This is a genomic window from Variovorax sp. 350MFTsu5.1 (assembly GCF_048302515.1).
GTDB classification, from domain to species: Bacteria; Pseudomonadota; Gammaproteobacteria; order Burkholderiales; family Burkholderiaceae_C; genus Variovorax; species Variovorax guangxiensis.
The window spans coordinates 4,390,220-4,409,137 of record NZ_CP157620.1 but is presented as its reverse complement, the minus strand read 5'-3'; the positions used below and the strand labels follow the sequence as shown (position 1 = coordinate 4,409,137).

18 protein-coding genes are annotated in these 18,918 nt (G+C 67.3%); 13 read left to right on the top strand and 5 right to left on the bottom strand.

The genetic code is table 11. The features are described 5' to 3' along the window. Positions 1 to 4: 4 nt before the first annotated feature. Positions 5 to 1,126, bottom strand: a complete 1,122-nt coding sequence (locus tag ABL843_RS20030; RefSeq protein WP_418117034.1) for an MBL fold metallo-hydrolase — start codon at positions 1,124 to 1,126, stop codon at positions 5 to 7. Between the two features lie 199 nt (positions 1,127 to 1,325). Here ABL843_RS20030 and ABL843_RS20025 point away from each other — a divergent pair, with 199 nt between their 5' ends. Then, entirely contained in the window at positions 1,326 to 2,921 is a 1,596-nt protein-coding gene (locus ABL843_RS20025; RefSeq protein WP_418117033.1) for an esterase/lipase family protein, read from the top strand. A gap of 77 nt (positions 2,922 to 2,998) precedes the next feature. Then, complete coding sequence (locus ABL843_RS20020; RefSeq protein WP_418117032.1) at positions 2,999 to 3,535, top strand: cysteine hydrolase family protein; 537 nt, start codon at positions 2,999 to 3,001, stop codon at positions 3,533 to 3,535. A 51-nt stretch (positions 3,536 to 3,586) separates the two neighbouring features. On the opposite strand, the gene ABL843_RS20015 is transcribed toward ABL843_RS20020, so the two are convergent. Continuing rightward, a complete protein-coding gene (locus ABL843_RS20015) occupies positions 3,587 to 4,069 on the bottom strand; it encodes a MarR family winged helix-turn-helix transcriptional regulator (RefSeq protein WP_418117031.1) in 483 nt (160 codons plus the stop codon). A gap of 307 nt (positions 4,070 to 4,376) precedes the next feature. Here ABL843_RS20015 and ABL843_RS20010 point away from each other — a divergent pair, with 307 nt between their 5' ends. Then, a complete protein-coding gene (locus ABL843_RS20010; RefSeq protein WP_418120495.1) occupies positions 4,377 to 6,023 on the top strand; it encodes a tannase/feruloyl esterase family alpha/beta hydrolase in 1,647 nt (548 codons plus the stop codon). A gap of 178 nt (positions 6,024 to 6,201) precedes the next feature. Here ABL843_RS20010 and ABL843_RS20005 read toward each other — a convergent pair whose 3' ends face one another. After that, positions 6,202 to 6,957: a metallophosphoesterase family protein gene (locus ABL843_RS20005; RefSeq protein ID WP_418117030.1), complete on the bottom strand. Its 756-nt coding sequence runs from the start codon at positions 6,955 to 6,957 to the stop codon at positions 6,202 to 6,204. 343 nt (positions 6,958 to 7,300) lie between these two features. Here ABL843_RS20005 and ABL843_RS20000 point away from each other — a divergent pair, with 343 nt between their 5' ends. Further along, positions 7,301 to 7,681 carry a hypothetical protein gene (locus ABL843_RS20000; protein WP_418117029.1) on the top strand — a complete coding sequence of 127 codons (381 nt, stop codon included), beginning with the start codon at positions 7,301 to 7,303 and terminating at the stop codon, positions 7,679 to 7,681. On the opposite strand, the gene ABL843_RS19995 is transcribed toward ABL843_RS20000, so the two are convergent. Further along, entirely contained in the window at positions 7,629 to 9,323 is a 1,695-nt protein-coding gene (locus tag ABL843_RS19995) for a hypothetical protein (RefSeq protein WP_418117028.1), read from the bottom strand. The genes ABL843_RS20000 and ABL843_RS19995 overlap by 53 nt on opposite strands. Positions 9,324 to 9,467: 144 nt before the next feature. Here ABL843_RS19995 and ABL843_RS19990 point away from each other — a divergent pair, with 144 nt between their 5' ends. The 8 genes from ABL843_RS19990 to ABL843_RS19955 all read left to right on the top strand — a co-directional run bounded on the left by ABL843_RS19990 (position 9,468) and on the right by ABL843_RS19955 (position 16,473). Further along, positions 9,468 to 10,139, top strand: coding sequence for an amino acid ABC transporter permease (locus ABL843_RS19990; protein WP_126021763.1), 672 nt, complete (start codon positions 9,468 to 9,470; stop codon positions 10,137 to 10,139). A gap of 30 nt (positions 10,140 to 10,169) precedes the next feature. Next, on the top strand, positions 10,170 to 10,823 hold the full coding sequence (locus ABL843_RS19985; RefSeq protein ID WP_418117027.1) for an amino acid ABC transporter permease: 654 nt from the start codon (positions 10,170 to 10,172) through the stop codon (positions 10,821 to 10,823). 61 nt (positions 10,824 to 10,884) lie between these two features. After that, the gene (locus ABL843_RS19980) at positions 10,885 to 11,682 is read left to right on the top strand and encodes a transporter substrate-binding domain-containing protein (RefSeq protein ID WP_369661645.1); all 798 of its coding nucleotides are present in this window, start codon (positions 10,885 to 10,887) and stop codon (positions 11,680 to 11,682) included. 165 nt (positions 11,683 to 11,847) lie between these two features. Beyond that, a complete protein-coding gene (locus ABL843_RS19975; protein ID WP_418117026.1) occupies positions 11,848 to 12,600 on the top strand; it encodes an amino acid ABC transporter ATP-binding protein in 753 nt (250 codons plus the stop codon). A gap of 11 nt (positions 12,601 to 12,611) precedes the next feature. Beyond that, positions 12,612 to 13,355, top strand: a complete 744-nt coding sequence (locus ABL843_RS19970; RefSeq protein ID WP_418117025.1) for a sugar phosphate isomerase/epimerase family protein — start codon at positions 12,612 to 12,614, stop codon at positions 13,353 to 13,355. A 13-nt stretch (positions 13,356 to 13,368) separates the two neighbouring features. Beyond that, positions 13,369 to 14,322: a sugar kinase gene (locus ABL843_RS19965; RefSeq protein WP_418117024.1), complete on the top strand. Its 954-nt coding sequence runs from the start codon at positions 13,369 to 13,371 to the stop codon at positions 14,320 to 14,322. Then, positions 14,322 to 15,308: a 2-hydroxyacid dehydrogenase gene (locus ABL843_RS19960; RefSeq protein ID WP_418117023.1), complete on the top strand. Its 987-nt coding sequence runs from the start codon at positions 14,322 to 14,324 to the stop codon at positions 15,306 to 15,308. Before ABL843_RS19965 ends, ABL843_RS19960 begins: the two co-directional genes overlap by 1 nt. A gap of 139 nt (positions 15,309 to 15,447) precedes the next feature. Further along, positions 15,448 to 16,473, top strand: a complete 1,026-nt coding sequence (locus ABL843_RS19955; protein WP_418117022.1) for a LacI family DNA-binding transcriptional regulator — start codon at positions 15,448 to 15,450, stop codon at positions 16,471 to 16,473. Here ABL843_RS19955 and ABL843_RS19950 read toward each other — a convergent pair. Next, positions 16,373 to 18,109, bottom strand: coding sequence for a GMC family oxidoreductase (locus ABL843_RS19950; protein WP_418117021.1), 1,737 nt, complete (start codon positions 18,107 to 18,109; stop codon positions 16,373 to 16,375). The genes ABL843_RS19955 and ABL843_RS19950 overlap by 101 nt on opposite strands. Positions 18,110 to 18,391: 282 nt before the next feature. Here ABL843_RS19950 and ABL843_RS19945 point away from each other — a divergent pair, with 282 nt between their 5' ends. Beyond that, on the top strand, positions 18,392 to 18,907 hold the full coding sequence (locus ABL843_RS19945) for a hypothetical protein (RefSeq protein ID WP_418117020.1): 516 nt from the start codon (positions 18,392 to 18,394) through the stop codon (positions 18,905 to 18,907). The last annotated feature ends 11 nt before the right edge of the window (positions 18,908 to 18,918 follow it).

Genomic DNA, 18,918 nt, shown 5'->3' with positions numbered 1-18,918 from the left:
GCTGCTATCGCAGGCCGACCCACCACCGCGTATTGGTCCGCGCCGCTCCCACCGTCACCACTTCGCCGATCGCCGGCGTGGCCAGCTCGATCTTCCTGGCCTCCGTAAGGGCTGCGATGCGGTCCAGCGGGTCGTGCCAGTTGTGGAAGGCGAGGTCGAAGGTGCTGTTGTGCACCGAGAAGAACACCTTGCCGCGCAGGTCCTCGAAGGCCTGCACGCTCTGTTCGGGCGTCATGTGCACGGCGGGCCACATGCTGTCGTAGGCGCCGTTTTCCATCAGTGCGATGTCGAAGCCGCCGAAGCGCTCGCCGATCTGCTTGAAGCCCGGGAAGTAGCCCGAGTCGCCGCTGTAGAAGATGCGCTGGTCGCCGCTTTGCACCACCCACGAGGCCCACAGCGTGCGGTCGCGGTCGCCGAGCGTGCGGCCCGAGAAGTGCTGCGCGGGCGTGGCTGTGAGCTTCACGCCGTCGTGTTCGGCCGACTGCCACCAGTCGAGCTCGGTCACGCGATCGGCCGGCACGCCCATTGCCAGCAGCCGGGAGCGCACGCCCAGCGGCACGAAGTAGCGCTTCACGTCCTTCGCGAGGTACTCGATGGTCGCCACGTCGAGGTGGTCATAGTGGTCGTGCGAGAGGATCACGCCCTCGATGGGCGGCAGGTCCTCCAGCGCAATCGGCGTCTTGTGGAAGCGCTTCGGCCCGGCCCACTGCACGGGCGACGCGCGGTCGCTGAACACCGGGTCGATCAGCCAGTACTTGCCCTGCAGCTTCAGCAGGTGCGACGAATGGCCCAGGCGCACCACGTGGTTGGTCTTCGTGTCGAGCGCGTCGAGGGTGGGCTTGTCCAGCGGCTTCACGGGGATGGGGTCGACCGGGACGGTGTCGACCTTGCTGCCCACGATGAAGCGCGACCAGATGCGCCATGCGCTGGCCTGCGCGGGCAGGTCGGGGTTGGCCATGTTGTGGAAGCCGCCGTCCTTGAATTGCGGCGAATTCTCGTAGCGCGTCTCGCCGCCGCCAGCGGCGCTGCAGCCCGCCACGAAGGCGCAGCCGGCTGCGGCGAGCGCGGTGCCGCGGCGCAGGAGTTGGGGCAGGTAGGAGCCTTGCGAGCCGGGGTCTTCAGCCATGGGAGAGCCTTCTGGATTGTGTTTGTGGGATGGATGGAGACTATCGAAGGCGCGTGTTTCAATGGTTTCAGCGATAGAAACATTCGGGCAGGAGGGGCATTCGGGGCTCTATGCCATGCGCCGTATGGCGGGCGCGGCGCGAGCCCGGCACACTGCCGGACTTCATCGGTTTCACCGGAGTTGAGGAGGCTGAAGATCCATGAGCACCAACCGCTATCCCATCATCTACGTGCGCGGCTACGCCATGACCGAGTCGGAGCGCGACGAGACCGCGGCCGATCCGTTCTGCGGCTTCAACATCGGCTCCACCGTGTATCGCGCCACCGTGAAGAAGGAAGCGCCGGCGCAAAAGTTCGTATTCGAATCGCCGATGGTGCGGCTGCTGGCCGACTTCCAGTACCAGAGCGTCTACCAGAACGGCCTGGACATCCTCGACCCCGACTGGAAGCCTTCGCCCGACGCGAACGGCAACGACGTCGACGGCATTCCCTCGGCCTCGGTCATCATCTACCGCTACTACGACTCGGGCTCCGAACTGCTGGGCGACGGCAAGGCGAAGGACGTCAAGATCTACGCGCAGGGCCTGAGCCAGCTCATCTTGCGCGTGCGTGACCTAGTGGTGCAGCGCGAGGGCCCCTCGGGCTTCGCGCCCGACGACTTCCGCTGCTACCTCGTCGCGCATTCCATGGGCGGGCTGGTGGTTCGCGCCTTCCTGCAGAACCCCGCGCTCGGCGACGCGGCCGCGCGCGCTTGCGTCGACAAGGTGTTTACCTACGCCACGCCCCACAACGGCATCGACATGGGCGGCATCAACGTGCCGGCCTGGCTCACGCTGAACGAGATGAACACCTTCAACCGGGAGAAGATGTCCGAGTTCCTGGCCACGGCACCGGTCAACGGCCGCATGGACTACCTGCCTGCGGCGGCCTTTCCCCCCGAGCGCTTCTTCTGCATGGTCGGCACGAACCGCGGCGACTACGAGACCGCCAAGGGCCTCTCGCGCATGTTCGCGGGCCACGGCAGCGACGGGCTCGTGCGCATCGAGAACGCATCGCTCTGGGCCGTCGACGACGCCGGCAAGACGCAGCCGGTGGCCACTGCCTACACCTACCGCTCGCACTCGGGCTACTTCGGCATCGTCAATTCCGAGGAGGCCTACCAGAACCTCACGCGCTTCCTGTTCGGCGATGTGCGCGTCGACCTGTGGTTCGACGTCGACGGCGTCACGCTGCCGCCCGACCTGCCAAAGGACGCCGACGTCGATGCGCTCTACCAGGTCGAACTGCTGGCCGCACCTCGAGGCAAGCGCTGGTACCTGAGCCGCCGCATTGCCGAGGAAGACTCGCCCGCCTGCCGCACGCACAAGGAGCTCACCGACCCAGCCAAGGCCGACCGCCGCTCCATCTACCTCTCGACCGTGTTCCTCGCCAACCGGGCCCGCGTGAAGCAGGACAGGCCCACGCTGGCCTACGCGATGACGCTGGGCGTGCGCGTACCCGACTACCAGGTCAACAACAAGTTCTGGCTCGACGGCCACTACGAAGGCAGTTCGCTCTTTCGCGACACGCTGATCATCGAGATCGCGCCGCCCCAGCCCGAAGACCCGGCGCAGAACTGGAACGTCAAGTACGGTTGGCAGACCGACACCGCCGGCCGCGCCTCGCTGCCCATGAGCCCGAAGCAACTGGCGAGCGGCAAGCTGCAGTTCGTGGTGCCGCTGTCGAGCCTTGGAGCGGCGCCTGCCGCGCCCGGCATCAGCGGCAAGGTGCGGCTGGAGGTGAGCGCCTGGGAATAAGGCGTTCGGCAGTAGGGCGCCGGTCAGGCGGGGCCGGGCACAATCGCGCGGTCAAGAACCCGCCGATTCCGCAGCCCATGAAAACTGCCGTTCTCGTCATCGATGTCCAGCGTGGCCTTTGCGACGACCCGCCGCGCCCCCATGAGGCCCACGAGGTGATGCAGCGCATCAACGCGCTCACCGAACGCGCCCGCGCTGCCGGCGTGCCGGTGGCCTTCATCCAGCACGAGAACGCGATCGACCTCGAATTCGACTCGGAGCGCTGGCAGCTCGCGAGCGCGTTGAACACCGACTCGCGCGACGCGCGCATCCGCAAGACCACGCCCGACTCCTTCCTGCGCACGCCGCTGGAAGCCTGGCTCTCCGGGCACGGCGTGAAACGCGTGGTGGTCTGCGGCTACTCGTCGGAGTTCTGCGTCGACACGACCGTGCGCCGCGCCGCCGCGCTGGGCTACCACGTGGTGCTCGCGGCCGATGCGCACACTTCGCACGACAAGCCGCACGCCACCGGCGCGAAGATCCGCGAGCATCACAACGCCACGCTGTCGGACATCACGAGCTTCGGCGTGCCGATCCGCGCAATCGCCAGCGCGGAAGTCGCGTTCGGCGACTGAAGAACACAGCCTGCACGAAGCGCACGGGGCGCGTGCGCGTTGCCTGAACGCTCACGCGCTGCGTGACACGGCAACCTTGTGCAGCAGCTCGATCAGGATCATTTGCTCGCCCTTGGAGAGGTTGCCGAGCGCCAGCTGCTCGCCTTCGATGACCGACCGTGTCGCGCTGCTCGCAAGGGTGGCGCCGGTCGGGGTGGTGCGAAGGTGCTGGGCCCTGCGGTCCGTGGCGTGCGGAGTGCGGCGGATCAACTCTCGCCTCTCGAGCCGTTCGAGCCATGCCGCGATGTTGGGCGCCGTGACCGCGAGTGCCTTCGCCAGGCGGGCGGCCGACACGTCGGGGTTTTCGTGGATCAGGCACAGCACCGTGAACTCGACCGGGCGCAGGTCGAAAGGCGTTCCCACTCGCTCGGCGAACACAGCGCCGGTGACGATCGTCGCCTGTGCGAGCTGATAGCCGAGCACGTGATGCAAAGACGCCTCGACCAGCCGGCCGGCGGGTGTGGCGTCTACCGGATTGCTTCTGTTCTTGGGCATTCCGGGCATTGTCGTTCTCCCTCCAGGTGATTCACTGTCTGATCTAACTGGATCGGAGTGGCGTCTTGGGAGTGAAAACTGCTTAATGGAAAACCATAACTGGTTATCTTTCATAGTTAAGTAGATTAACTATAGGCGCCGCGTCCAGGCGTCGAAGGAGACATTCTTGAAGACCCCCGCATCCCTGATCTTTGTCGCTTCATTGCTGACCGCCTGTGGCGGAGGAAGTGGTGGCGGCGGCTTCGTCGGCGCGTTCCCGACGACCGGCACTTCGACAGTCACCCCGCCTGCCGGCAATGGCAATCCCGTGACGCCTCCTCCCGACAATCCGGCGCCGCCCGTCGAGACGCTGCCGGTGCTCGGCGCGGCCACCGGCGCGACGCTCGGCGATTGCGCCTCGCTCGCCGGCTTCACCTTTGCCAACACGACCATCTCCGCAGCCAATTCGATCGCAGCCGGCACCTTGAGCGTCGCGGGCAAGCCGGTGGGGGCGCATTGCCAGGTGCGCGGATCGATGTATCAGCGCACGAGCCCGGTCGATGGCCAGAGCTATGCGATCGGCTTCGAGATGCGTTTGCCGGTGAACTGGAACGGGCGGTATTTCTATCAAGCCAACGGAGGGCTCGACGGCAGCATCGGCACCGCCACCGGGCCGGTCGGCGGAGGCGGCGTACTGGACAACGCGCTGAACAAGGGCTTCGCCGTGATCAGCTCCGACGCGGGGCACGCGGCGCCCACGCCGTTCTTCGGCATCGATCCGCAGGCCCGCCTCGACTACGGCTACCAGGCGGTCGGCAAGCTCACGCCGATGGCGAAGGCGTTGATCGCATCGGCCTACGGCAAGGGCCCGGACCGCTCCTACATCGGCGGCTGCTCCAACGGCGGGCGCCACACCATGGTTGCCATGTCGCGCTATGCGGACGACTACGACGGCTTCCTGGTGGGCGACCCCGGCTTCCGGCTCCCCCTTGCCGCCTCAGCCAACATCGTCGGCGCCCAGAACTACAACGCCCTGGCAACCACCCCGGGCGACCCTGGCACGGGCTTCACGCTGGCCGAACGCACCCTGGTCTCCAATGCAGTCCTGGCCAAGTGCGATGCCCTCGACGGCACGACCGACGGCCTCGTGCAGGACACCGGCGCATGCCAGGCGGCCTTCTCTCTGGACCGCGACGTTCCCACCTGCAGCGGCTCGCGCGATGGCACATGCCTCTCGGCCGACCAGAAGCTTCGCATCGGGCAGCTCTTCGCGGGTGCGCTCGACGGCGGCGGAAAGAAGATCTATGCGAGCTTTCCCTTCGATGCAGGCCTGAACACCACCGGCTGGTCATCGTGGAAGTTCTCGAATTCATTGAACCTCGACTCGGGCGCGGTCGCCTTCGTCTGGCAGGTGCCGCCCGAGAACCCGTCCGGCTTCAACGGCCCCAACTTCACGCTCACGGCCAACATCGATTCGATCCTCTCCAAGATCACCGCGACCGACGGGCTCTACACCGAGAACTCTCTTTCGTTCATGACGCCGCCGAACCCCACCGATCTGAGCCGCCTGAAGAAGCGCGGCGCCAAGGTCATGGCCTACCACGGGACGAGCGACCCCATCTTCTCGAGCGACGACACGCAGCACTGGTATGACCAGCTGGCCGCGGCCAACGGCGGCGATGCGTCCAACTTCGCACGCTTCTATCGGGTGCCCGGAATGAACCACTGCGCTGGCGGCCCGACCACCGACCAGTTCGACATGCTCGCGCCGCTCGTCAACTGGGTGGAGAAGGGCGAGGCCGCCGATTCCGTCGTCGCTTCGGCGCGCGGTGCAGGCAACGTGGGTGGCGTGAACGGGGATGTGCCTGCGGCCTGGTCGCCAACCCGCACACGGCCCCTCTGCGCCTACCCGAAGGTTGCGCGCTACAAGGGCACGGGCGACATCGAGAAGGCCGAGAATTTCAGCTGCCAATGAAAGGCTTCGCGGCTGGTAGCACTCGGCCCGTGAGCGAACTGCGTGGCTGTACTGCGCCCGTCGCGCCGAATGAGGCGTGATCGGGTCTGGCAGCCCGAAGCAACCTCTGCGACGCAATCGACCCGCTTCGGCGGGTTTTTCTTTGCCCGCCGAGTCGGCATGTATTCCGCGCTTAGCGTCAACGGCCTGAGGGCATCCGGCCAGTGGCGAGTGCGCCGGCCCAGTCCGGCCTGCCATTGGTCATCGCGAGCGCCGCCATGCTCGCGTGGTCGTAGGGCACCGAGATCAGCGTCGCAGCCCAGCTTTCGTTCGCCAGCCGCTCGACGATGGCATAGCGCGCATCGGGCGAGCCCGTCTCGACGACGTGCGGATGCGGGTGGATGTCGTCATAAGCCTGCAGCCCGACGCTGCCCGGATTGACGATCAACTGCCCGCCAGAAGCGCGAACCACGCGCGGCACATGCGTGTGCCCGCAGGCGACGAGCCGCACTTGCGCATCGACCGTGCCGAGCCTCGCATCGATCTCGGGCATCGTGGCAGGTCGAAGCAGCGTTGGCTCGACCGTCTCCAGGAAGTAGTGCAGGTCGCTGTCCGGCGTGCCGTGGCACAGCAGCACGTCGGGGTTCAGTCGCAGGCTGTGTTCGAGCGAAGCCATCCAAGCGAACTCCTGAGAGCCTAGTCGCGCGTGCGCGAACTCGTCGGACGCGCCGCGTTTGCCGGCAGGAAGGGTGAGCACCTGGCGCTCGTGGTTGCCCGCGAGATGAATCCAGTCCTGCGCCATCAGGAAACGTGCGGTTTCCAGCGGCATCAGCGGGCCGGAGAGGCTGTCGCCGAGGTTGACGACGGTATCGACGCTGCGGCGGCCGATGTCCTCGATGACGGCTTCGAGTGCGGGAAGGTTTCCGTGGATGTCGGAGACGATGGCAATGCGCATGCGTCGATTCTGGGGGAACCGTGAGCCAGTTCGCCACCATGAACACCCATGCTGACCTACACGGCCGTGAGCTAGCTGCGTGGCTATACTGCGCCCGTCACGCCGAGCAAGGCGTGATCGGGTTTAGCAGCCCGAAGCAATCTCTGCGACGCAAGCCGCAGTTTCCCCGCAGGACCTGCGGCTTTGTCATTCGTGCTTCCGGTTTTGGCGGCTCGGATGGGAGGGCTCGCGCCCTGCCGGTTTCTCGCAAGAGGTTGCCCGGTCTGCTAACCCGTCCGAGCTGCCGCCTCGTTTAGCAGCGGGTGCGGCGGTTTCTGCAAATCGCAACCTCTGGAGGTCGTCCGTGACCAAGTCTGCTCGCGTGCTCAAGCACGCGCCGAAAACCGATACTGGCCCAACGCCGAAGTCGGTTCCTCCCTATTCAAATGCAAATGCCGAGTCGGCTGCCCTGCAGGCCGGCGACGACGTCGAGGGCATTCGCCAGGTGCACAGCGCCTATGTGTGCCTCGAAAAGCTAGTCGTTCCGATGGAGGTGAACGAGCGCGAGGAGATCTACCCGACGCGATCCAAATTCGGCGCGCTGTTCCGCCTGGTCAATGAGGAGCTGCAACGGCGAATCGACGCTGCGGACAGCACGATCAGTGCTCTGCGCGATGCTCTGGGGAAATCAGTCAATCCGCCCCGGGCCGCCACACCTTCGCCAGCGCCGCCAGCTTGCCCCTGAACCCGAGCCTGTCGTTCGACAGCGCATCGATGAAGTCCGACAGGCGCTGCGACTTCACCATCGTGTAGATGGTGAGCCAGGTCGTCGCGACGAACACCACTCCGAACCACACGGCCTTGCGCCACAGCGGTGCCTCGGCTTCGGCCAGCAGGTTCATGCCGAGGAAGCCGGTGGTGATGGTGCCGATGAGGCCGAAGAGGGTGACCACGGTGAGCCGCACCACCGTGGCGGCCTGGCGGCGCAGGCTGTCGGCGTCGAGGTACGTGTTCATGTCGGCGATGCGCGCCTTGACCTCGTCGTAGAGCGGATCGAGCCCGAGGTGCGTGGCGCACATGTGGGAGAGGGCGCGCACCTGCGCCTGCTCCGATATCTCGTGGAACCAGTAGCGGTGCGTGAAGCGCAAGAAGCGCTCGAAGCTCGCGCGGATGGCGCGCTTGAACTGCTTCACGCTGGGCGTGCTGCGGATGTCCAGCCGCTTGAGTGCTTCCACCAGTTGGTCGGAGAACATCAGCAGCGAGGCCTTCTGGAAGTGCGCGATGAGGAACAGCAGGAAGTGCTGGTGCCTGAACTGCGCGAGCACGCCGCGGTCGCGGCAGCAGAAGAACTCGGAGCGCGCGTCGCCCACCACGATGAGCGCGTGGCCGTTGCATAGGTAGCGCGTGTTGGGCGCGGCGCCCGCGTTCACCCAGAAGCGGTCGTAGCAGTACTTGTGCTCGAAGTCGGCGAGATGGTGCTCCGCGTAGGGCAGGTGTGCGTCGGAGGAGCCCGCACCCGTGACGAGCGCGAGCCGCACGAAGTCGTCGCGCGTGAGGCGGCGCGGATCGTCCAGCGACAGGTAGGCCATCACCGGCATGCGGTAGTACTCGATCTGCCGGTAGCGCAGCACGCCCGCGTCTTCGGAATGGTCGCTCACCAGCGGCTGCATCAGGTAGGCCCAGTGCGCCGCGATGCGCGGCGCGCGGTGCTGGGCGACGTGCGAGAGGAAGGCCTCGCGCTGCTGCGCGTCGGAGCTCGCGAGCACGCGGCCGTCGGCGCCCAGCCACTCGACGCTGGTCATGCAGTGCAGTGCCGAGCCGTCGGCCTCCCAGCCCGAGGGGTAGGCGCGGCCGAAGCGGTAGAGGATGTCCTGCGCCTGCGCGAGGCTCAGGTCGTTCGCGCCGACTTCGAGGTTGAGCATCACCACGTCGACGTCGAAGAAGAAGTACAGGTCGCAATGGATCACGTCGAGCGTGACCGGCGCATCGCCCGGCTTCGACACGAGGCGCACGGCGGCCACGTCGTGGCGGCGGAAGATGCGCATCGGCGAGTCGCCGTCGCCGGTCGTGCCGCCGCCGCGCGAGCGGCCTTCGCCGTACAGGAAGCGCTGCACGTATGGCAGGAAGCTCACGAACTCGTTGTAGTGCCGCTCATGGAAGCGGCTGCTGTCGCCCGTGTATTCGTCGACTTCCTCACGCCAGGGCGATGCGTTGCCCATCTCGCGCAGCACGTGCCAGGGCGCGTGATGGTGCCCGGCGTGCGGTGCCGGCATCAGCCGCAGGGGCCACAGCAGCGCCTGCCTGAAGTGCCGCACGGTGGGCGCAGCCGTACCGGGGGAGAGCTCATTCGCCTCTGCGGGCATGTCGGCCGTGGGTGGGTTCAGCATGGAATTGAAGTAGGCAGAAGGTGGGACAAAACGACCATCTAGGGGAATCCCTATGAAATCCTGAAACCGGTTTCATATAAGCTGCAAGCATTGCTTTCAGGGTCTGCGCGCGTCCGCGCCGCGCAGCTTCAGGGTCCGCCCACCATGAACTACCAGTTTCAATTCGACGCCGTCTTCGCCGCCTGGCCGCTGCTGCTCAAGGGCACGTGGATCACGATCCAGCTCTCGCTGGTCGCCACGGTGCTGGGGCTGGTGGTGGCCATCTTCTGCGCCTGGGGCAAGACCTCGGGGCCGGGCTGGCTGCGCTTCATCATCAATGCCTACATCGAGGTGATCCGCAACACGCCCTTCCTCGTGCAGCTGTTCTTTTTCTTCTTCGCGCTGCCGGCCATCGGCCTGCGCTGGTCGCCGCAGACGGCCGCACTGGTGGCCATGGTGGTGAACCTGGGCGCCTACGCGACGGAAATCATCCGCGCGGGCATCGAGTCGATTCCCAAGGGGCAGATCGAGGCAGGCAGGGCGCTGAACCTCAAGCCCTGGGAGATCTTCCGCTTCGTCATCATCAAGCCGGCGCTCAAGGCCATCTACCCGGCGCTCACGAGCCAGTTCATCCTGCTGATGCTGAGCTCGGCGGTGGTGTCGGTCATCTCGGCCGACGACCTGACCTCGGTGGCCGCCAACCTGCAGTCGCAGACCTTCCGCAGCTTCGAGATCTACATCGTCGTGGCCGCCATCTACCTCGCGCTGGCGCTGGCCTTCTCGGCCATGTTCAAGCTGATCTACAAGCGCACGCTCAACTACCCGGACCGCCGGTAAACCCCTAGACGACGGACGGAGCACAACACCATGCGCACCTTCGGCTTTCCCGAATTCCTGTTCATCCTCGAAGCGGCCAAGTGGACGCTCGCGCTCTCGGCCATCGCCTTCGTGGGCGGCGCGATCCTGGGGCTGGCGCTGGCCCTGATGCGCACGTCGGAATCGGCGTGGGCGCGCGGCATCTCGACCACTTTCATCCAGATCTTCCAGGGCACGCCGCTGCTGCTGCAGCTGTTCCTGGTGTTCTTCGGCGCGCCGGTGCTGGGGCTGGACATCAACCCGTGGATCGCCGCAGGCGTGGCGCTCATCCTCAACAGCGGCGCCTTCCTCGGCGAGATCTGGCGCGGCTGCATCCAGGCCATTCCGCGCGGCCAGTGGGAGGCGGCGCAGGCCCTGAACCTCAGGTACTTCGACCGCATGCGCGACGTGGTGCTGCCGCAGGCCTTGAAGATCGCGCTCGCGCCCACGGTGGGCTACCTGGTGCAGATCATCAAGGGCACCTCGCTGGCGGCCATCATCGGTTTCGTGGAGGTCACGCGCGCGGGGCAGATCGTCAACAACGCCACCTTCCAGCCGCTCATCGTGTTCTCGGTGGTGGCGGCCATCTACTTCGTGATCTGCTGGCCGCTGTCGCTGCTGGCCGCGAGCATGGAGCGCAAGCGCGCCCGGGCCCTGGCCCGCTGAACCTCTTTCGCTTTTTCCGTTTTTCGTTCTTCGTTTCTCTTTCTTCCTCAGGAGACATCCCATGACCCGTATCACTTCGCGCCGCGTCGCGCTCGCAGCCCTCGGCCTCGGCGCCGCCCTCACCGTGTTCGCTCCCTTCGCCTCGGCGCAGAGCGTGGCCGACATCAAGAAGAAGGGCGAGATCACCATCGGCATGCTGGTCGACTTTCCGCCCTACGGCACCACCGACGCGAAGAACCAGCCCGACGGCTACGACGCCGACGTGGCCAAGCTGCTGGCCAAGGACTGGGGCGTGAAGGCCAACATCGTTCCCGTGACCGGCCCCAACCGCATTCCCTTCCTGCTGACCAACAAGGTCGACCTGCTGGTGGCCTCGCTGGCCATCACGCCCGAGCGCGCCAAGCAGGTGCAGTTCTCGCAGCCCTACGCGGCCGCCACCATCGTGCTGTACGGCGCGACCAAGACTCCCATCAAGGCCGCAGGCGACCTGAAGGGCCTGCGCGTGGGCGTGGCCCGCGCCTCCACGCAGGACGTGGCCGTGACCAAGGCCGCCCCCGAAGGCACCGAGATCCGCCGCTTCGACGACGACGCTTCGGCCATGCAGGCGCTGATCTCCGGCCAGGTCGACGCCATCGGCTGCTCGGTGACCGTCGCAGCCCAGATCGCCAAGCGCGTGCCGGCCAACACCTTCGAGAACAAGTTCACGCTGGTGCAGCAATCGATGGGCATCGCGATGCGCCCCGGCCAGGAAGAGCTGCACAAGGCGGTGAACGAGTTCGTGCAGAAGAACACCGCCAACGGCGAACTGAACAAGCTGTACCAGAAGTGGCTGCAGGCTGATCTGCCGAAGATGCAGTAACACGGAAGCGGGGGCAGAACGCAGAAGAAATACAAAAGCTACGCAAAGGTCGCAGAAAAGACCAAGACAAATTTCTTGTTTTCTCTTTTGCGACCTCGGCGAAACCTTCGCGATTTCTGCGTTCGGCCAAGTCCGATTTCTTGAATCCAACAGAGTGAACACCCCATGAGCGATCCCATCATCCGCATGGAAGCCGTCAACAAGTGGTACGGCGAATTCCAGGTGCTGACCGGCATCGACCTGAGCGTGCGCCAGGGCGAGCGCATCGTGATCTGCGGGCCCTCGGGCTCGGGCAAGTCCACGCTGATCCGCTGCATCAACCGGCTCGAGACGGTGCAGAAGGGCCGTATCGTGGTCGACGGCATCGACCTCACGGCAGGCGGCAAGAACGTCGATGCCGTGCGTGCCGAAGTCGGCATGGTGTTCCAGCAGTTCAACCTGTTCCCGCACCTCACCATCCTCGAGAACTGCACGCTCGCGCCGATGCGTTCGCGCGGCATGACGAAGGCACAAGCTGAAGAGGTGGCCATGAAGTACCTCAAGCGCGTGCGCATTCCGGAGCAGGCCAACAAGTACCCCAGCCAGCTCTCGGGCGGCCAGCAGCAGCGCGTGGCGATTGCGCGGGCGCTGTGCATGGCGCCCAAGATCATGCTGTTCGACGAGCCCACCTCCGCGCTCGACCCCGAGATGGTCAAGGAAGTGCTCGACACCATGATCGCGCTGGCCGAAGACGGCCTGACCATGCTGTGCGTGACGCACGAGATGGGCTTCGCCCGCAGCGTGGCCGACCGCGTGATCTTCATGGCCGAAGGAAAGATCGTCGAGCAGGCGCCGCCGCAGGAGTTCTTCGGCAACCCCAGGGACGAGCGCACGCGCCAGTTCCTCGGCCAGATCCTCAGCTCGCACCAAAACCACTGACCTGCCTACTGATGTCCTTCGAGGTTCTCGTTTCCCTGTCGTCCTTCGGCGCGGCCGAGGTGGGGCGGCACGGCCAGCTCTGGTGCTCGCAGCTCTCGCGCGCGGCCGGCGCCGACTCGGTGGAAGTGCGCGGCGAGATGCTGCGCGACGCAGACACCGAACTGCCCGCGCTCAACGGACTGGCTTCCGTCTATTCCAGCCCCGAGGGGCTCTGGGCCGAAGGCGGCTGGCTCGACAGCGCCGCGCTCAAGCGCGGCATCGCCGCCGCCACGCGCGTGGGCGCGAAGCGGCTGAAGATGTCCATCGGCGACTTCCAGCCCTCGTCGCACGGCTCGCTGTGGGGCCTGAAGGTGGAGCTTGCCGAGACCCGCATCGAGCTGCTGATCGAGAACGACCAGACCGTGCGCGCCGGCACGCTGCCCGCGCTGCAGACCTTCTTCGATGTGGCCGACCGCGCCGGCGTGTCGCTGGGCATGACCTTCGACATGGGCAACTGGCACTGGCTCGGCGAATGCCCGCTGCAGGCCGCGCAGGCGCTGGGCCATCGCGTGCGCTACGTGCATTGCAAGGGTGCGCAGCGCCTGCCGCACAAATGGGTGGCGGTGCCGCTGGGCGATTCGGTCGCGCCGTGGCGCTCGGTGCTGCGCGCGCTGCCGGCCGACGTGCCGCACGCCATCGAATACCCTCTGGTGGGCGACGACCTGCTGGCCGTCACCCGCTCCCAGGTCGACTTCATCCGCGCCGCGCGCGCATAGAGACGAAACACACATGAAAGAACCCGCCGCATTCGACGTCGCGCTCTTCGGCGAGGCCATGCTGCTGCTGGTGGCCGACCGGCCCGGCCCGCTGGAAGACGCCCAGTCCTTCCACAAGCGCACTGCCGGCGCCGAGACCAACGTGGCCATCGGCCTCTCGCGCCTGGGCCTGAAGGTGGGCTGGGCCAGCCGGCTCGGCACCGACTCCATGGGCCGCGCGCTGCTGGCCGCGATGCGCGCCGAGGGCATCGACTGCTCGCACGTGATCACCGACGCGACGCAGCGCACCGGCTTCCAGTTCAAGGGCCGCGTCACCGACGGCAGCGATCCGCCGATCGAGTACCACCGCAAGGGCTCGGCCGCAAGCCACATGGGCCCGGCCGACGTCGACGAGGCATGGCTGCGCTCGGCGCGCCACCTCCACGCCACCGGCGTGTTTGCCGCCATCTCCGACACCAGCCTGCAGGCCGCCCTCAAGAGCATGGACGTGATGCGCGCCGCCGGCCGCACCATCTCCTTCGACACCAACCTGCGCCCCACGCTGTGGTCGTCCACCGAGACCATGCGCCATTGGGTGAACGAACTCGCCTCGCGCGCCGACTGGGTACTGCCCGGCATCGAAGAGGGGCTGCTGCTCACCGGCCACAGCAAGCCGGAAGACGTGGCGAAGTTCTACCGCGAGCGCGGCGCCAGGCTGGTGGTGGTGAAGCTCGGCGCCGAGGGCGCCTACTACGACAGCGACGTGGCCGGCACGGGCCGCGTCGACGGCTTTCCGGTGAAGGAAGTGATCGACACCGTGGGCGCCGGCGACGGCTTCGCGGCAGGCGTGGTGAGCGCACTGCTCGAAGGCCGCAGCGTGCCCGACGCCGTGCGCCGCGGTGCATGGATCGGCGCGCGCGCCGTGCAGGTACTGGGCGACACCGAAGGCCTGCCGACGCGGGCGCAACTCGAGGAAGCGGGGCTTTGATGACCATGACGAAGAAGAACGTGCTTGTCTTCCGGCCCTTGCCCGAAGACCAGCTCGCGCGCCTGCAGGCCGCGCACAACCTCACCGTGGCCGATCCGCGCAAGGAGCCCGAGGCTTTCTCCGCCGCGCTGCGCAACGCGCATGGGCTGATCGGCTCCAGCCATCCGGTCGATGCCGCGCTGCTCGACGCGGCGCCGCAGCTCGAAGTGATCTCCAGCGTGTCCGTCGGCGTCGACAACTACCCGCTGGCCGAGCTGCACAAGCGCGGCATCGTGCTGTGCCACACGCCCGACGTGCTCACCGAGACGGTGGCCGACACGGTATTCGCGATCCTCATGGCCACGCAGCGCCGCGTGGTCGAGCTCTCGACCATGGTGCGCGAAGGCCGCTGGACCAAGAACATCGGCGAGGAACTCTTCGGCACCGACGTGCACGGCAAGACACTGGGCATCCTCGGCTTCGGCCGCATCGGCCAGGCCGTGGCACGCCGTGCGGCGCTGGGCTTCGGCATGCCGGTGCTGTACCACTCGCGCCGTCCGGTCGACCTGGCAACGCAGGCGCCAGAGCTGCAGGGCCGCGCCACGCACACGCCGCTGGACGGCCTGCTCGCGCGTTCCGACATCGTGCTCGCGATGCTGCCGCTGACCGAGGCCACGCGCGGCATGATCGACGCGGCCTTCTTCGCGCGCATGAAGCCCGGCGCCGCCTTCATCAACGGCGGCCGTGGCGCCACGGTGAACGAAGAGGCGCTGCTGAATGCGCTGGACCACGGCACGCTGCGCGCCGCCGGCCTCGACGTGTTCGCGAAGGAGCCGTTGCCCGCCGATTCGCCCCTGCGCACCCACCCGCGCGTGACGCCGCTGCCGCACATCGGCTCGGCCACGCACGAGACGCGGCATGCCATGGCCGAGCTGGCGACGACGAACCTGCTGCAGGTGCTGGCCGGCGAGAAGCCGACGGCGCCGTACGACACGGCCAGCGCATGACCTCCCTGTCTTGCTCCCTCTCCCCTTGGGGAGAGGGCTGGGGTGAGGGCAGGGGCCCTCGCGCGAGCGCTGCCTCCGCCACCGCCGTCGACCCTCACCCCGACCCTCTCCCCAAGGGGAGAGGGATCGAGAGGCGCCGATGAAACCCACCGGCCGCGCCACCATCGCCGACGTCGCCGAGGCCGCCGGCGTCTCCAAGGCCACCGTCTCGCGCTTCCTCAACCATCGCGAGCGCCTGCTGAGCCCCGACATCGCCGCTCGCGTCGAAGTCGCCATCGCCAAGCTCGGCTACTCGCCCAGCCCGATGGCGCAGGCGCTGAGCCATGGCCGCTCACGGCTGGTCGGCCTGATCGTGGCCGACATCACCAACCCATATTCCGTCGCGGTGCTGCGCGGCGCCGAGAAGGCTTGCCAGGACGCCGGCTACCTCGTGATGCTGTTCAACCTCGGCAACGAGAGCGAACGCGAGCGCGAGGCCATCGACGCGCTGGCGGGCTACCAGGTCGACGGCTTCATCCTCAACACGCTGGGGCGCGGCAGCAACGTGGTCGATGCGGTCACGCTGCATGGCAAGCCGGCGGTGCTGGTGGACCGTCGCCACACGGGCATGCACACCGACTTCGTCTCGCTCGACAACGATTCCGCGATGGCCGCCACCTGCGGACACCTGGTCGAAGGCGGCTATCGCGAGCTGCTCTACGTCACCGAGCCGCAGAAGGGCGTGAGCTCGCGGCGCGAACGCACGGCCGCCTTCGGCGCCTGCGTGGCCGCGCACGAGCCGCGCGTGGCGGGCGAGGTGTTCGAGAGCGTGGAAGGCGAGACCGATGCGCTCGACGAGGCACTGCGCGCCCTGCGCCAGCGTGCGAAGCGCGGCCGCCGCGCGGCGGTGGTCGCGGGCAATGCGGTGGTCACGCTGCGCGTCGCACAGGCGATGGCGCGGCTGGGCTGGCAGTTCGGTGCCGACCTCGGCTTCGTGGGCTTCGACGATCCCGAATGGGCCTCGCTCATCGGCCCGGGCCTGAGCACCGTGGCGCAGCCCACCGATGCCATCGGCCGTGCGGCCGCTACATGCCTGATCGAACGGTTGCGTGGGCTGGATGCGCCTGCGCGCCAGCTGCTGCTGCCTGGAGAACTGGTCGTTCGAGGCTCGTCGCGGGCCGTCTAGCATCGAGTTCGGCGCGGTCGAAGGTGAGAGGGCCGCGCATCCACTCGGCGGCACGCTCCGCGATCATGATCGTCGGGGCATTGGTGTTGCCGCCGATCAGCGTCGGCATCACCGATGCATCGACCACGCGCAGGTTCGCGATGCCATGCACGCGCAGCTTCGCATCGACCACCGCCATCGCGTCGGTGCCCATCTTGCAGGTGCCAACGGGGTGGTAGATGGTGTCGGCGCGCGAGCGGATGTGCGAGAGCAGCTCTTCGTCGGTGTTCGCGCCGGCCGTGTAGAGCTCGGCCTGCCGGTACTTCTGCAAAGCGGGTGCATGCAGGATCTCGCGCATCTTTTTCACGCCCGCGAGCAGCCGTGCGACGTCGTCCTCGTGCGAGAGGAATTTCGGATCGATGCGCGGCGCCGTCGCCGGATCGGCATCGTTCAGCCGCACGTCGCCGCGGCCCTTGGGCCGCAGCACGCAGGCATGGCATGAGAAGCCGAAGCCGCCGTGCAGCTTGCGCGCGTGGTCGTCGACCAGCGCGATCACGAAGTGCAGCTGCAGGTCGGGCTTGTCGAGTTCGGGCGATGTCCTGACGAAGGCACCGGCCTCGGCGTAGGGCGTGGCGATCAGCCCCTTGCCGCTGCGCCTCCATTCCGGAATTGCCTTCGCGAAGTTCAGCAGTCCCATCGGGCCGAGGCCGGGCAGGCCCTTCTCCTGCGTGCGACAGGAAAGGATGAAGTCGACGTGGTCCTGCAGGTTGCGCCCCACGCCCGGCAGCGCATGGCGCACCGCGATGCCGTGCCGCACCAGCTCTTCCGGATCGCCGATGCCCGAGAGCATCAGCAGCTGCGGCGAGTTGAAGGCCCCGCCGCACAGCACCACCTCGCGGCGCGCGAAGAGGGTGTCGGTCTCGCCGTCGCGGCGTATCTCGACGCCGGTGGCGCGGCGCTCGTCGAGCAGCACGCGCTGTGCCTGCACGCCGGTCATCACCGTGAGGTTGGAGCGCGCGCTCATCACCGGATGCAGGTAGGCGGCCGCCGCCGAGCAGCGTTCGCCGTTCTTCGCACCGCCGTGGAACTGCGTGACCTGGTAGAGGCCGGCACCTTCCTGCCGCACGCCGTCGTTGAAGTCGTCGTTGCGCGGAATGCCGCACTCCATGGCGGCGCGCACGAAGGCGTTGCTGATCTCGCGCGGCGACTGCTGGTCGGCAACCTGCAGCGGACCGCTCGCGCCGTGCATGGCGCTCTCGCCGCGCTGGTTGCCCTCCGAACGCTTGAAGAAGGGCAGCACGTCGTCGAAGGACCAGCCGATGCAGCCCGCGCGCTCCCAGTCGTCGTAGTCGTCGGGATGGCCGCGCACGTAGAGCATGGCGTTGATGGCGCTGGAGCCGCCCAGGCAGCGTCCGCGCGGCTGGTAGCCGCGCCGGCCGTTCAAGCCGGGTTGCGGCACGGTCTGGTAGGCGTAGTTGTTGATGCGCGGCCGGCCCGAGATCATGGCCGCCGCGCCGGCCGGCGCCCGCACCAGGATGCTGCGGCCGTCGCCGCCTGCCTCGACCAGGCAGACCTGTACGGCGGGGTCTTCGCTGAGCCGTCCGGCCAGCGTGGCGCCGCCGGAGCCGCCACCCACGATCACGTAGTCGAACTCCATGATGTGCCGTCCTCTGTGTTGTCTCGGGTACCGGTCTTTGCCGGACGTGCGGCTTTATAACCCTCCATCGGGCCGTGCGCGGATTTCTCCTTCCATTCTCGAAAGGCCGATCACGGTTGGGCGCGCGCACCCCGGGGGCCATGCAGTGGCTCGCATACGGCCAAGCCGACCCTTTCGCCGTCACCCCCAGGCATTGCCGCCACCACCTTTTGACAGCCGCTTTTACCGGCGCTTCACCTGCCGGACAAATTGCGGGGCAGGCTTCATGGCTCAATCGCTCCCATGCATATCCCGTCGGACGTCACCGTCTTCACGCAGGTGCGCTTCTGGTTGCTGGTGCTGTGCTCGCTGGTCTTCCCGGCGGCGATCTTCGTCACGCTCTTCGTGCGGCGGGAGTTCTCGAAGAAGACCGTGCTCGGCTTCGGGCTGCTGCTGATCGTGCTGGCGGGCGTGGACATCTTCGTGCTGCGCGCGCTGTCGCATCAAGCCCGGCTCACGCCGTCGCTGGCCGACGACCTCGTCTTCTCGTCGGAGCTTTCGGTCGCGCTCTACATCTTTCCGGCCGCCTTCGGCACCTTCGGGCTGAACATGGTGTCGCATGTGCTCATGCATTACCTGAAGCAGAAGGAGGCGCGGTTCGAGGCGCATCGGCGGCTCGCGCAGCCTGGGGGAGCCGTGAGGGCAGCGCGGCGTGGCAATCGCCCTGGACCGTCGGGCATGCGGCGAACGCGGCCGGCGGTCGCCTCGAAGCGCCGGCGGCCGGGAGCGCGCCTGGTCGCCGCCCGGCAGGACACCTGAACCTCCTCGGT